Source organism: Klebsiella sp. CN_Kp066, from assembly GCF_040065135.1.
GTDB lineage: Bacteria > Pseudomonadota > Gammaproteobacteria > Enterobacterales > Enterobacteriaceae > Klebsiella > Klebsiella oxytoca.
This window is the reverse complement of record NZ_JBEAIU010000042.1, coordinates 23,426-37,831: the sequence shown is the minus strand read 5'-3', so window position 1 is coordinate 37,831 and position 14,406 is coordinate 23,426. Positions and strand designations below refer to the sequence as shown.

Genomic DNA, 14,406 nt, shown 5'->3' with positions numbered 1-14,406 from the left:
CGCCGCGTTCTCCCGCCCCCCGGAGGGAAAACGCGGCCCGTTGTCACTGACTTAATGTGGCGTTGAGGGCATCAATCGACGTCCGTAGCCCTGCTTCAACGCTCATCGTCAGGTCCTCCATCTCCAGCGACACATAACCGTTATATCCGGTCATGCGCAGCACCGAGAAGAACTCTTTCCACCACTTCAAATCCTGTCCACAGCCAACCGCCACGTAGTTCCAGGTGCGGGTTTTGGTCTGCGTGACCGGCTGGTATTCCAGTAAGCCGTCGACATCCGCCAGCCCGCGTTCAATACGCGCGTCTTTACCGTGGACGTGATAAATCACCCCTTCAAGCTTACGGGCTGCTGCAATCGGGTCTGCACCCATGGCGATCAGATGCGACGGATCGAGATTCATGCCGATTATGTCGCCAACCGCCTCACGCAGGCGCAGCAGCGTGCTCGGGTTGTAAACCAGCTGGCTGGGGAATTCCTCGAGAGCAATCTGTTCGATGCCGTGTTCAGCCGCATGGCGGGTAAAAGCCTGCCACCAGGGAATAGCAACCTCGTTCCACTGGTAATCGATCACGCCTGGCATATAGTCCGGCCAGGAAACCGTCGAGGTGATCCAGTTAGGGATTTTATCGTCCGGCCCGCCGCCCGGCAGGCCGCTCATCATGACAATCTTTTTCACCCCCAGCTTTGCCGCCAGCTCGACGGTACGATAGCTGCTGGCGGTATGCTTCTCGCCCAGCGCGCCGGGGGCCAGCGGGTTACCCGAACAGTTCAGCGCAACGATCTCCATTCCGCGCTTTTCCAGTTCTCCGCGAAACGCCGCCAGCGCTGCCGAAGAAGCCAGCAGTTCTTCAGTTTTAACATGTGGACAAGGCGACCAACCGCCTGCGGTCATTTCCACGCCCGTAATGCCGTACTGCTTGACGCGATCGAGCATTTCCGGGAACGCCAGGCCGGCGAGAACATCGGTACAGAGTGCCAGTTTCATATTCTATCCTTCTTAAATGAGTGTCCTTCGAGGATCTGCATAAACGCGTCTTTGCTGTCGGCGCTGGCCAGCAGCGTGGTTTTCACTTCGTCATCAAGCAGGTCTGCCAGATCCGCTATAACATCAATGTGTTCATTATTTTTTGCCGCCACGGCGACCACAAGGAAAGCCACTTTCCCCTCCCCCCAGCCCACGCCATCCGGGAACTGAAACAGCTGGAAACCGGTTTGCCGCACCAGGTCGATCCCCTCTTTGCTACAGTGGGGCATCGCCACTCCCGCCCCGAGCCAGGTAGAGAGCGCCTTTTCGCGATCCACCATCGATTCAAAAAAACCCTCGCTGACGTAGCCGCTGGCCTGCAGGGAATCCGCGGCAATACGCAGCGCCTTTTTCTTTGAATTCGCCCGACAGCCAATAAAAATATCTTCTGGTTTCAGCGTTAACATGCGCCTCTCCCTTCGTTAATGGGTCAGCGGTAGAGCGCCGGACACTCCGGCAGAGAGACCGCGTGCTTTTCGCCATCCTTCAGCGATGCCAGGCCAGCATCGCATACCATCGCCACGACAAATCCGTCCCACGATGATGGCCCTCTCATCTCCGCCCCCAGGTTTACCCGGTCAACGAAATTCTGCACCTCGCGATCGTAGGCGGAGGCGAAACGTTCCATACAGGTTTTGGGGATAGCGCGGCTATAACCCTGTGCCGAACGGACGGTGGTGAGAGCCTGTTCGGTCAATGCGCTAATGGCATTTTCGCCAATCACTTCACAGCGAATGTCGTAACCATAATCGCAGTTAACAAACAGCTCATCATCAATACGTACGCCGGATTCGGTTTCAAAAATCACAATCAACGGATCCTGCAGATGCGCGCAGGCTCTGCGCGTTTTCTTCTGTGGTTTATCGACGCGTACCGAAACGATATTTTCGTTAAGCAGATAGCGGATAATATCGATCTCGTGGGTCGCCGAATCGTTAATCGCCATCTCCAGGGTGTAGCTTTCTGGCACGGAGGCGTTGCGATGTGCGCAATGGATGAGCAATATTTCCCCCAGTTCACCGCTATCCAGAGTCGCTTTAAGCTGGTTGTACCCTGGGTCGAAACGGCGCATAAAACCCAGCTGCAGCATACGTTTGCCGTAGGCCACTTCAGCATCAATAATCGCTTTGGCTTCATCCGCGGTTGGGGTCAGCGGCTTTTCGCAAAACACCGGTTTACCTGCCTTGATGGCGGCCAGAATTTGTTCTTTATGGACCGGACCAATAGAGCAAATAAAGATCGCATCCACGTCGTCCGATTGAATCATTTCGACCGCATCGTAATAGGGTTGAGCGCCATATTCGCGGGCAATAGTGTCGGTAACATTACGATTGATATCGCAGACGGCGCTGACCCTGGCGTTCTGAATCACCGTCTGAAAACGCTGGAGATGATCGCGCCCAATCATACCTAAACCAATTAAACCGATATTAACTGTCATATATTCCTCCATGTCGCTAAATCAGAATCTGAATTTTTGTTCAATTTGTTCAAGGGTTAAGCCACGGGTTTCCGGCAGGAACTTCACCAGCAGAATCAGCATTATGACGTTGGTTACCGCGAAGAAACCGAAGGTCATTCCGCCGCCGTAGCTGTTGAGTAAAATCGGGAAAATAGACTGAATGATGAAGTCAAATATCCATAATCCGAATACCGCAAAACCCATACCCAGACCGCGCATCCGCAGCGGGTAAATTTCCGCGAGCATCAGCCAGAACACCGGTGCGATCCAACCCTGCATAAAGGTCAGAAACATCAGCATCAGGGCAAGGATGATGTAGCTGGCGCCGGTAAAGTTGGCGTGCAAGCCGCTGACGCCATCAACGGTTTCCATATGGAAGAAGAGCTTGAACGAGAGACCAATCAACACCAGGCTAAGGGTGACGCCGATCTGTCCGGTAAAGAACATTTTCCGTCGGGAATGCCTGCCAATTAACAGCATCCCTAGTAGCGTGGCCAGAATAGACACGACGCCATTAGCCACGGCGCCGGTCACCGCCGCCGCATCGCCAAGTCCGGTGGCTTTCAGCACCGTCGGCGCGTAGTACATAATGGTATTCACGCCGGTTACGCGCGTTGCCAGCACAATCATCAGCCCGATCAAAATCAGCTGCAGCACCCATTTTTTCTTCAGCTCGTCAACAAATCGGCCATGGTTGATGCCAATCTGACTCACCTGCTGGATATCGCGGATCTCCTGCTCCACCTCTTCAGGCCGACGAATCGTTTTCAGCACCGCAACCGCTTTGTCTATTTGCCCCTTACGCACGAAGAAGCGCGGAGACTCCGGCATTACCAGCATTCCAATCCACAGCAGCGCGCCGGGCAGCGCCGGAATAGCCAGCATCAGCCGCCAGTTGTGCGACATGTCGGGATAGAAATTGACGATGGAAGCGTTGACGGAGTAAGCGAGAAACTGCCCGGTGACGATCATCAGTTCGTTGACCGTCACCAGCCGTTCACGCTGCGCGGGCCGCGCCAGCTCTGAAATATAAATCGGCACCGTAACTGACGCACAACCAACCGCCAGGCCGAGGATAAAGCGGGCGATTATCATCGACGACATATCCCACGCGACGGCGGTACCGAGGGCGCCAAAGATAAAAATCACCGCTACCCACAGAATATTTTTCCGCCGCCCCTGGCGGTCGGACAGCCAGCCGCCGCCAACGGAGCCGATTGCCGCGCCGAATAATAAAAACGATGTCACCAGCCCTTCCTGCAGAGGAGTGAGGCCAAGATCGTTCTTCATGAAAATCAGTGCGCCGGAAATAACCCCGGTGTCATAGCCAAAGCACAGCCCACCAATGGTTGAGACGAGGGTGATTAATTTGATTTTCTTATCATTATCTGTTTTACGACTTTCAGTTATCACATGATCGGTCATTTTGTTGTCCTGTCAGGGATGAGCGTTCTATCGTTTTGTTTTTATGAATAAAAAGATCACATTGCCGATCCAGATACGGCAGGTTCTGGCATCAGGAATACATTTGCACCTTTTTGCACCCGGGTGCATTATTTAACAACTTGTTATACTCTCACGGATTAAAAAATCCATAACAAGTTATTTTGAAATATTCATTTCGTTAAGGGCGTCAACTTTTTGCTCATTGAATGGCCAATTTTGTCGATCGCAGTCACGATCCGCAGAGCTTGTCGCTTTCGGGGGGAGCAAAATGCGTGGTTCAGGCTAATGGCTGGGGAGGAAGGCTATACGAAGGGGAACCCGTGGATTAATCCGCGTTCCCCAGAGAGCCAGGGACGTCAGGATCGCTGGGCGCTGGCGATACGCTGTCTGGCTTTTTGTTCAATATTTTCCAGCAGCTCCTGCACGTCGTCTTCATCAATGTCGAGAAACTGACCGTCCAGCAGGGCTGCATGAATATCTTCGCGCGTCACGGATATGCCCAGCGGCACCGCCTCCGCTTTCGCCTTCACTTCCTCCGCCGCCAGCGGATGCGGGTAGCGCCGTCCGACCAGGTTATTAAAAACAATGGCCAGCATCGCCAGCATCAGTGAGTTGAGTAACACCGGGGTCAGAACAAAGTGATAGCCTTCGCTCTGTATCCCCGCCCCGCCGAGGATCGCCGTTAACGCCACCGCTCCGCCCGGCGGATGCAGGCAGCGCAGGAAATACATGCCGGCGATCGCCAACCCTGCCGCCACGCCGCAGGCCAGGGCCAGGTTCGGGATGGCGATTCCCACGGTCACGCCAATCAGCGCTGAAAGGACATTACCGCCGACTATCGACCACGGCTGGGCCAGTGGACTGCTCGGCACGCCAAACAGCAGCACCGCCGACGCGCCCATCGGGGCGATAAACCAGATATTGACCTCGCCTAATAGCCAGTGGCTAAACATACTGGTGACCGCCAGCCCCGTCCCGGCGCCTATTGACGCCAGAACGATATGTTTTCTGGCGACCGGTAACGCGTGCGGCTTAAGGCGGCCAAGGAAAATGCGGATCCGTGAAAAGAGCGATCCGGGTAAAACGCTTAACATCGTGCAGCTCGCTTACGTCATAATAAGAACTTATGTTTCATTTTCTTTTTTTAACCTTGTTTTAACAACCACGCCTTTATCGTGGCTTTTCGTTATTCATTTTGTGAATGTAAAAAAGGCGCGCGCTACGCTAAAATCGCCCTCACGTTTGGGTATCAGTACTCTATGGATTGAAGGTCAAATACGTTGAATAACAAGATAAAATTAGAGAAAGAAATCGCATGGGCCAGCCAGAATATGCCGCGTACGCTGCGCCAGGTCGCCGCCCTGCCCGACCTCAGCCAGGTTCGTCTGGCCTGCTGTATGCACCTGGATATGAAAATGATCCCACTGGTGCAGGGAATTCTGGAAAAAGGGGCGAAGGTTTTCCTGACCACCTGTAACCCAACCACGGTGCAGGATGATGTGGTCGCCTGGCTGGTGGAGCGCGGCGCTGAGGCTTGCGCATGGCGTGATATGAGCGATGCCGACTGGCAGCAATCGTGGGAAAAAGCGATTGCCTGGCAGCCGACGCATCTGTGCGAAATGGGCGCGGATATAACAACCCTACTGCATCAGCGTGGGGAGTTCGGCAATGTTGTCGCCGGGCTTGAAGCGACAGGCTCTGGCGTTAGCCGCCTCGGCGATATTCGGCCCGGCTATCCGATTTTTAACTGGGATGATTTGCCGGTTAAGGAAGGTCTGCATAACCGTCATATGGTCGGCCTGACCGCGTGGCATACCTTCTTCCAGACGACCCACCTGACCCTGCATGAGAAAAAAGTACTGGTCATCGGCTATGGTCTGGTCGGCCAGGGGGTTGCGGCGGCGGCGAAGGCCTTCGGCGGCCAGGTCATGGTGGCGGAAATCGACCCGGCACGAAGATTACAGGCTGCCTACGACGGCTGGCACGTTGTTGAATTACAGGAGGCGATAGCTTCGGCGGACGTGGTGGCCACGGCTACCGGCGGCAAAAAAGTCGTTAACAGCCAGGCGCTTGATAAATGCAAAGATGGAGTGTTTATCCTCAACGTGGGTCACGTGGCGGAAGAGATTGATTGCGAGTACCTGCGCCAGTTCAGCCATGAAGAGGTCATGCCCTATATCAACGCTTACCGGATGGGCCAGAAAACGATCTATCTGATGGCGAACGGTTCAATGCTCAACCTGACCGCGGGTTTTGGCGATAGCCTGAACGCCTTTGACGTCACCCTGGCGGTGATGGCCAGCGGCATCCAGCATATTGTAACCGACGGCATGACGGCGCCGGCAGACGTTTATCTGCTGCCGCAAAGCGTATGGCAAAAAGCGCTCTAAGCACATGCGCTGAGTAATTTTCCCGGAGGCGGCGCGCTGCGCCTGTCCGGGCTACCGGTCCGCAGACTGCTGTTAACCTGTAGCCCGGCTAAGCGCAGCGCGAGCCGGGAAGAAATCATGCCGATCCCTCACCTCAGCACATCCCCCGCAGGCGGCGCGATGCGCCTTGTCCGGGTTACCGGTCCGCAGACTGCTGTTAACCCGTAGCCCGGTCAGCGCAGCGCCACCGGGAAGAAAGCAAACTTACAGCAGGGCCAGCAAAAATATGACTTCACCGAGCTCAATCGCCGCGCCTAAGGTGTCGCCGGTTTGCCCGCCCAGAGTACGCTTCAGCGCCTGGCCTAGCGCCCAGACCAGCACCAGCGTGATAAGCGCTGCGCGCAGACCGTTAACGCCGAGCAGCAGCGTCGCCAGCGCCAGAGCGATCCCCATGGCGATCAGCGTCTGTTGCAGCGAGATTTTACCGATAAACAGATTGCCCAGCCCCTCTTCGCGGGCGTAGCGCTGACGGTACATCAGCAGCACCGCCATACCACGGGCCACGGCGCAGGCGGCCGCCAGGGCGGCAACCGCAGACGTACCGCGCAGCGTGACCTCGCTGACCACCAGCACTTTTGCAATCAGCACAAAAATCAGCGCCAGCCCGCCGTGAGTGCCCAACCGACTGTCGCGCATAATCTCCAGCATCCGCTCGCGGCGGCGGGCAGAGAAAATGCCATCACAGGTATCCGCCAGCCCATCCAGATGGAAGCCGCCGGTCAACAGCGCCAGCGCCAGCACGCCGAGCAGCGCGGCAAGCGGGCCGCCGCACCAGGGCTGGAGCAATATCACGACAACCCCCGCGATCGCCCCCAGCAGCAGGCCAACAAAGGGGAAAGTAACGATACTACGTTGATATTGTTCAATTTCTAGCCCCTGAGACAAACGCGCCGGGACCGGCAAGCGGCTGATAAACGATAATGCGGCAAAAAATGACTTAATCATGGAAAGATGACTCCTGTCGTTAAACCTTGCGACCAGCGGTTATTCACCGCCGCCGCCGACCGTAACCTGACTTATCTGCGTAGCTGCTGCGTGGACGCTCTTCCAGCCGCCAGTGAGCCAGCCGGGTATCGCGGTGATGTTGAATGCGTGCAGCTATTTGGTTATCGGATATCCGGGAGGTAGCGATATAGATCGCCGAAACGAAAGAGTTGAGTAGAGATTGGGCATCACGGCGTAGGCCGCTAAGCGCGTCGCCGATCATCAGTATCATCGCGGCGGCACCTGTTGCAGGGACAGCATGAGATAAAACCTTCCGATATCAATATGTTTACGGCGGAAGTATACCAAATTCCTGGGGAAAGGTTCAGCGTTACAGAGGCTGTTTTGCTAAGGAATGCGAGATGACGCAAGAGGAGGAATCACTCCGGCAGCGAGAGCCGCCGGAGCACGCAAACGGGATTACTCGGCAGATTTATCTTCTACTTTCGCTTCGCCCATTGCTTTCAGCTTTTTAGAGATATCGCGACGTTCTTTGGAGATCTCGGCGTTTTTAATGATGTAGTCGTCAACGCGATCTTCGTAATCGCTCTTCATGCTGGCAATGATGCCCTGGATAGCTTCAACGCTCATGCCCGGCTTGATGTAGTCGCTCAGGTTGTCCAGCAGCAGTACGCGCTTCTGGTTATCACGGATCTTTTTCTCAACGTCCTGAATTTCACGCTGCAGTTTATTCTTGCGACGATACAGGCGAACAAACTCCAGTACGTCCTGGAAAGAAGGCTTAGTTGTTTCCATTTTTACACCCCTAATATTTGAGATTCGGATTCGCTAAAGCGACTGCTACATAGGGCTAACATAACTGTTAGCAGCCGCTGATGACAATGTTTTTTCCTTTGCCTTTATCATAACCCTAAACGCTGCTGAATCGAAGCAAGCGATGGGCAAACCGCGCGTATCTGGTCTTTATTTACGCAACGCCCGGCAGATTAAATGCGACAGCAGCTCAAGCTGCCGCGCCAGTTCGATGGTTAGCCAGACATAACCATGGATTGGCGTTTCAGAGAAATTGTCGTCCTGCTGCTCTTTGATGAGCTGGCGCAGCTCGGCCACAATTTCGTTGAGCTTTTCATTGTTAGCAAGAATCGGCTGTGGATTGCCCTCATACAATGCATGGGCGATAGTCAGCAACGTCTGCTGGGTCATTTGCTGCGTTTCGCGCAGCGTATGGGCATTCAGCATAACAAAATGGCCGGGACGCGATGCCCAGTAGGCGTTGATTTGCAGCTCCAGCATGCACACCAGATTACGGCTAACGGTCTGGATCGCTTCAAAGATGGCCTTCTGGATATGCGTCTCTTTGCTGGCAGGCGTAATTAATCCGCGCATTTTGACCACATCGTTAAGCACCTTCTGCATATGCTTTTCCAGACGCGGACGCTCGACGAGGTTCGGCGAGAAGCCCGCCTGATACAGACGGTTGAAGGCGGTGACGTAGCTGGCCATCTGGATGCGCCAGTGCAGGAAAGCCCGCTGCGGCCAGATACCGGTAAACAGCATAGCCAGCAGGGAACCAAAGATAACGTCGCCGCTTCGCCATAGCGCGGTCGTCATATCGCCCGGCGGCGCGCCGACCACCACCGCCAGCGTGATGCCGATCAACAGCGCCTGGTAGGGCTTTTTACCCAACGCCAGCCAGCCGCAGAGGAACATCGCCACCGCGCACCACAGCAGCATAATGGGCAGAGAGATAAGTTCCAGCTTGAGCGCCACCAGCCCGAGCGCCGAGCCGAGGATCGTGCCGCCGATACGCTCAAACGCGCGCGGGACGACGTTTCCCCAGAAGGAGATAGGCCCCATCACCACCACCAGGGTGATGAGAGGCCAGGTACCTTCCGGCACGTTAAGCAGGCGCACCAGCACAAAGGTGAGCACAAAGGCCAATGCTATTCGCACGCCATGGACGATGCGGTAATGGCGATACAGCCGAATTTCAAATGGCTTAAGTGATTTATCCGCGCGCACAACCGACTCCGACACAACGAAAAGGGCAATTGTAACTGCTTTTTCGCCGCAAGCATCACGCGAATGTAAGAAACCTTGTCAATTAAAGGGATAAGTTCACTTCACTACGGGTTCAACCGCGATATACATATCAATGTCCCAGTAGCCGTCCTGGTTACCATCGTTAAGGTAGACTTCAAAACAGGGCTTCATCGCCATCTGATGCTCTGTGCTTTGCATCAGACTTTCGAAGAACTGATACCACGGAGTCGCAAAATCGAAATTCTCGACTCTGGCGCGGGCAACGGCATACTCGCCGCCGGCGATTTCGGTCATCATCACGCCTTCACTTCCTTCAGGGATCTGATAGTCTTCCGCCACCGTGACGGCGGTGTCGCAGCGCAGCTTTTCCGCCGGGACTTCGTCTGGATTGTCGTAGTAAACGGCCACCCACTCCTGCGCCGGAACCTGGCTGTTGTCGACCCACATCATCAGCTGTTCAAACCCCTGTTTAACCGTCTGTTCCCAGGGGCCGACCAGATGAAAACCGGCAATTTTCTTCTTGCCTACGGATTTAACGTTATAGTCCATGTTGCCTCCACTGTTGATAAAATACTGTATGTATATACATACAATCTAACAGTACAATCACCCATAGTATGTGCGGCAATTCACAAATCCGCGCGGCAAGAAGATTAAAAAAACGCCACCAGCGGGTTATAAACTGAACGGCAGTTCAATGCCAATGCTGGCCCCAACATCGTCGCTGGCGCTGTGGTTTGCATCGGTGTACCACATGGAGGTATTCAGGCGAACCGTCGGCATGACATCGCCGCTCCAGCCCAGCTGTACGCCCTTCAGCGTGTCGGCGTGCGGGAAGGCTTTATTGATTCGTTGGTTCTTCGGATTGACTTCCGCGTAGACCAGGCGCGCGCTCCAGCGCTGATTTTCTTCGGTGACCAGCTCCACCTTACCGGCATACAGGCGTCCATCGCCGCCCATCGCATCGCCCAGCGGGTAGCCCTGCTGATAGTAGCCATCTTTATAGATAAAGTGGTTATAGATATAGTTGGTGCGTCCCATATTCGAGCGGGTATCGTGGGCTTCCAGATACCAGTTAACCGCATTGCTGTTCCACTGATGGTGCCCTTCTACGCCGCCAAGGTAGAGGTGCGCCGAGGGCAAGTATCCGGCTTCATCCTCGCCGATCATCTGGCCGTAAATGCTCACCGGCCAGCCCAAGGTTGGCGCCAGCTTCAGCTTGAAATCAAAACCGGCCAGCTGATTGCCGGGATCGTCGGCCGATTCACCGGTGTTATCATTGCCGGTCAGGCCGTCCCAGAAGCTGCTGAATGATGAAGGTCGCCCTTCGCCGCCCCACTGCATAACGCGCGAAGCGCCCAGTTCCAGCGAGGAGATGGGCGAAAACGTCAGGCGACCGCCGAAGATTTTGGTATGCGGTACGGCGGCGTACTGGTTCATCTGGCTGGCGGAAAGTTGATACTGCCAGGGGCCAATCCAGCTTAGCCATGAGGTTTCCGGCGCCCGCTGTTCTGCACGCTGCAGCAGAAAACCGGTCATGGGACGCGCGGCATCGGAGCGAATCAAACTCCCTTCATAACCCGGTCCCCACCACTGCGGGATTTGCCCGAACGCCAGCCACTGGTTCCACAGTTTTACCGCGCCGTATGCGCCGTTGGCGTTTACACTGGAGCCGTTGTCGATGCGTTTGTCGCCTTCAACATTGCCCTGTAGATGCAGATCCCACCATTCACCGCTGTTGTTCAGGGCGAGAGAAAGCGACTGGTCAGCGGGATAAGACTGGGCAAACCCCTGCGGAGTTCCCGGCTTATCAGTGGAACTGTAACCGGTAACGCGCACGTCGGCTTTGAGCGCCCTTAAACGCTGATTTACCCGACTCAGAACCACCCGCTCTGCGGATGTTGTCGGATGGGCATTGGCCAGCGCACGGTTAATCTCTTCTTCGCTCAAAGGCCAGGTGGACAAACTTAAAGAGAGGGTTCCGCGGTCGGATAACCAGGCTAAATCATTGCGGAATTCGTTATCGGCCAGAACGAGGCCAGAGGCAAAACCAGAGGTGCTAAAAACGGCGAAAAGTCCCAGAGAAAGCGCACTACGCGCAAAGTATTTCATCTTCCCAGCTCCATTTTGGGCGCACAAGCGCCAGGGGATTTCCTGAATGGTGACCGGGTAAGGTAAGGGATGGACACTAAACAAAGCGCCAACCGAAGCAGCATAATAATCAAACAGCTACGAGATGCCGCTCCGGGCGGAGCGGCGGAGAAGTTACAGTTTTTGATACAGATAATCGCTAAAGCGCGACAGCATGCCGCCCTTGCCGACGCTTTCCAGCGTCACCAGCGGCCAGTGGGCAACGACTTTATCGCCATCATAAAGCGAGATTTCACCGACCCGCTGGTGGGCGGCAATCGGCGCTTCCAGCACTTTTTTATCCAGCACATATTTCGCCTTAATGCGCGAGACTTCCGATTTCGGCAGCGCTAACCAGAAGTCCTGATCGGTCCCCAGCCTAATCTGCTCTTTATCGCCATACCAGATACGCTCAACGCCGACCTGCTTGCCGTCCTGCAGGACCTGGACGGTATCGAAGTTTTGCTGACCCCAGTGCAGCAGCTTCGCCGCCTGCTGTTCACGCCCTTTCGGGCTGTCGGCCCCCATGACTACCGCAATCAGCCGGCGCTGGCCGTCCACCGCGGAGGCAATCAGATTGAAGCCGGCGCCGGAGGTATGGCCGGTTTTCAGACCATCAACGTTCATAGTTTTATCCCACAGCAGACCATTGCGGTTCTGCTGGGTAATGCCGTTCCACGTCAGACTCTTCTGGCTGTACATATGATAAACGTCCGGCTCGCCGTGAATAATCGCCCGCGAGAGTACCGCCAGATCGTAGGCTGAGCTGTGCTGCCCCGGCGCGTCGAGGCCGTGAACGGTTTCAAAATGAGTATCCTGTAAATGCAGTTTGTCCACATAGCTGTTCATCAGCGCGACAAACTGCGGCTGGCCGCCGGCAACATAATCCGCCAGCGCCACGCAGGCATCGTTGCCGGAGTCAACGATGAGCCCGCGGCTCAAGTCGCGTACGCTAACCCGATCGCCAGGCTTAAGAAACATCAGGGAAGATCCCTTAAAGACCGGATTGCCCTGCGCCCAGGCGTCTTTACCGACGGTGACGATGTCGTCAAAGGTGATGCGGTGGCTGTCGATGGCGCGATCGACCACATAGCCGGTCATCAGTTTGGTCAGGCTGGCGGGATTGCGCTGCTGATGCTCGTTACCGGCGGTAAGGACCTGGCCGGTGGTGTAATCCATCAGCACCCAGGAACCGGCCTGAATGGAAGGCGGCGTCACGTTGACGGGAAAATCATTGGCGGCAAATGCGCAAGAAACGCTCGCAGCGAGCAAAGATACAGCAATAAACAAACGGCCTTTCAACGGCATATCCTCTAAATTGACAGATTCGCCGTCCTTTTTACGGAACTTCTCGTTTCATATCAGGGTTTAATTGCAAGAAAATATGACACTGGCGGTGTCAGGTAAAGCCGATACCCTTCTGATGGCCCGGCAAATCGTTTACCATGATGGCTGCTCGCCACCAGGGATAATGAACAGATTATGCAAGATAGCGCCAACCAGCCCGGATTTTTGTTTCACGATTACGAGACCTTCGGCACCAGCCCTTCGCTCGACCGGCCGTCGCAGTTTGCCGCCATCCGTACCGATGAAGACCTGAATGTCGTCGGCGAACCTGAAGTGTTCTACTGCAGGCTCGCCGACGACTATCTGCCGCAGCCGCAGGCGGTAATGGTCACCGGGATAACGCCGCAGGAGGCCAATGCCAAAGGCGACAACGAAGCCGCGTTTGCCCGCCGCGTTCACGATCTGTTCACGGTGCCGAAAACCTGCATCGTCGGCTACAACAACGTGCGCTTCGATGATGAAGTCACGCGCAATATCTTCTATCGCAATTTTTACGATCCTTACGCCTGGAGCTGGCAGCATGACAACTCCCGCTGGGATCTACTGGACGTGATGCGCGCCTGCTATGCGCTGCGCCCCGAGGGGATCAACTGGCCGGAAAATGATGAGGGCTTACCGAGCTTCCGGCTGGAGCATCTGACCGTCGCTAACGGCATCGAACACAGCAACGCCCACGACGCGATGGCCGACGTTTACGCCACTATCGCGATGGCAAAGCTGGTGAAGACTCAGCAGCCGCGCCTGTTCGACTATCTTTACGCCCACCGCAACAAGCGCAAGCTGGCGACGCTGATTGACGTGCCGCAGATCAAGCCTCTGGTGCATGTTTCCGGTATGTTCGGCGCGGCGCGCGGCAACACCAGCCTGGTCGCCCCGCTGGCGTGGCACCCGGATAACCGTAACGCGGTGATTATGGTCGACCTGGCCGGTGATATCGCCCCTCTGCTGGATCTGGATGCCGATGCCCTGCGCGAACGGCTGTATACGCCGAAAAGCGAGTTGGGCGATCTGGCTGCGGTGCCGATCAAGCTGGTCCACCTCAATAAGTGTCCGGTGCTGGCGCAGCAAAATACCCTGCGCCCGCAGGATGCTGACCGATTGGGCATCAATATCCAGCGCTGTCTGGAGAACGCCCAGCGGCTGCGGGCTAATCCACAGGTGCGCGAGAAAGTGGTGGCGATTTATGCCGAAGCGGAGCCGTTTGTGCCGTCCGATAACGTCGATGCACAGCTGTATAACGGCTTTTTCAGCGATGCCGACCGCGCGGCGATGAAAATCGTACTCGAGACGGAGCCGCGCAATCTGCCGGCGCTGGACATTACCTTTGCCGACAAGCGTATTGAGCGTCTACTGTTCAACTATCGCGCGCGCAATTACCCGGGCACGCTGGATGAAGCCGAGCAGCAGCGCTGGTTGGAGCACCGTCGCCAGGTGTTTACGCCAGAGTTTTTGCAGGCCTACGCCGATGAGCTACAGATACTGTATCAGCAATATGCGGATGATAAAGAGAAGCTGGCGCAGTTGAAGGCGCTGTGGCAGTACGCGCAGGATATTGTTTGACTGGAAGAAATTCCCGGGTT

Annotated in this window: 14 protein-coding genes; 2 read left to right on the top strand and 12 right to left on the bottom strand. The window is 55.6% G+C overall.

Going from position 1 to position 14,406, the window contains the following annotated elements; genetic code table 11:
- Positions 1-43: 43 nt before the first annotated feature.
- From ABLV75_RS17795 to ABLV75_RS17775, 5 genes are all read right to left on the bottom strand, one after another.
- On the bottom strand, positions 44-985 hold the full coding sequence (locus ABLV75_RS17795) for a sugar phosphate isomerase/epimerase (protein ID WP_004103608.1): 942 nt from the start codon (positions 983-985) through the stop codon (positions 44-46).
- A complete protein-coding gene (locus ABLV75_RS17790; RefSeq protein ID WP_004103610.1) occupies positions 982-1,431 on the bottom strand; it encodes a PTS sugar transporter subunit IIA in 450 nt (149 codons plus the stop codon). The genes ABLV75_RS17795 and ABLV75_RS17790 overlap by 4 nt, the downstream gene beginning before the upstream one ends.
- 23 nt (positions 1,432-1,454) lie before the next feature.
- Positions 1,455-2,465, bottom strand: coding sequence for a Gfo/Idh/MocA family oxidoreductase (locus ABLV75_RS17785; protein WP_004103612.1), 1,011 nt, complete (start codon positions 2,463-2,465; stop codon positions 1,455-1,457).
- A gap of 21 nt (positions 2,466-2,486) precedes the next feature.
- On the bottom strand, positions 2,487-3,911 hold the full coding sequence (locus ABLV75_RS17780) for a sugar porter family MFS transporter (protein ID WP_004103615.1): 1,425 nt from the start codon (positions 3,909-3,911) through the stop codon (positions 2,487-2,489).
- A 377-nt stretch (positions 3,912-4,288) separates the two neighbouring features.
- Positions 4,289-5,026, bottom strand: coding sequence for an HPP family protein (locus ABLV75_RS17775; RefSeq protein ID WP_004103617.1), 738 nt, complete (start codon positions 5,024-5,026; stop codon positions 4,289-4,291).
- Positions 5,027-5,212: 186 nt separating this feature from the next.
- Between ABLV75_RS17775 and ABLV75_RS17770 the strand changes: the two genes are divergently transcribed.
- A complete protein-coding gene (locus ABLV75_RS17770) occupies positions 5,213-6,322 on the top strand; it encodes an adenosylhomocysteinase (protein WP_004103619.1) in 1,110 nt (369 codons plus the stop codon).
- Between the two features lie 243 nt (positions 6,323-6,565).
- Here the strand turns inward: ABLV75_RS17770 and cobS are convergent, their stop codons facing one another.
- The 7 genes from cobS to dacD form a co-directional block, all read right to left on the bottom strand.
- Positions 6,566-7,306: an adenosylcobinamide-GDP ribazoletransferase gene (gene cobS, locus ABLV75_RS17765; RefSeq protein ID WP_016809180.1), complete on the bottom strand. Its 741-nt coding sequence runs from the start codon at positions 7,304-7,306 to the stop codon at positions 6,566-6,568.
- A 43-nt stretch (positions 7,307-7,349) separates the two neighbouring features.
- Entirely contained in the window at positions 7,350-7,577 is a 228-nt protein-coding gene (locus ABLV75_RS17760; protein ID WP_348855053.1) for a bifunctional adenosylcobinamide kinase/adenosylcobinamide-phosphate guanylyltransferase, read from the bottom strand.
- Between the two features lie 188 nt (positions 7,578-7,765).
- Positions 7,766-8,101: a DUF496 family protein gene (locus ABLV75_RS17755; RefSeq protein WP_004103624.1), complete on the bottom strand. Its 336-nt coding sequence runs from the start codon at positions 8,099-8,101 to the stop codon at positions 7,766-7,768.
- Positions 8,102-8,269: 168 nt separating this feature from the next.
- On the bottom strand, positions 8,270-9,328 hold the full coding sequence (locus tag ABLV75_RS17750) for an FUSC family protein (protein WP_004103626.1): 1,059 nt from the start codon (positions 9,326-9,328) through the stop codon (positions 8,270-8,272).
- A 96-nt stretch (positions 9,329-9,424) separates the two neighbouring features.
- The gene (gene sbmC / locus ABLV75_RS17745) at positions 9,425-9,898 is read right to left on the bottom strand and encodes a DNA gyrase inhibitor SbmC (RefSeq protein ID WP_023321266.1); all 474 of its coding nucleotides are present in this window, start codon (positions 9,896-9,898) and stop codon (positions 9,425-9,427) included.
- A gap of 126 nt (positions 9,899-10,024) precedes the next feature.
- Positions 10,025-11,461: a capsule assembly Wzi family protein gene (locus ABLV75_RS17740; RefSeq protein WP_004103629.1), complete on the bottom strand. Its 1,437-nt coding sequence runs from the start codon at positions 11,459-11,461 to the stop codon at positions 10,025-10,027.
- Between the two features lie 153 nt (positions 11,462-11,614).
- Positions 11,615-12,781 (bottom strand): serine-type D-Ala-D-Ala carboxypeptidase DacD, encoded by a 1,167-nt coding sequence (dacD, locus tag ABLV75_RS17735; RefSeq protein ID WP_004103630.1) that lies wholly within the window; start codon positions 12,779-12,781, stop codon positions 11,615-11,617.
- A 180-nt stretch (positions 12,782-12,961) separates the two neighbouring features.
- Here dacD and sbcB point away from each other — a divergent pair, with 180 nt between their 5' ends.
- On the top strand, positions 12,962-14,386 hold the full coding sequence (gene sbcB / locus ABLV75_RS17730; protein ID WP_163471014.1) for an exodeoxyribonuclease I: 1,425 nt from the start codon (positions 12,962-12,964) through the stop codon (positions 14,384-14,386).
- Positions 14,387-14,406 lie beyond the last annotated feature (20 nt).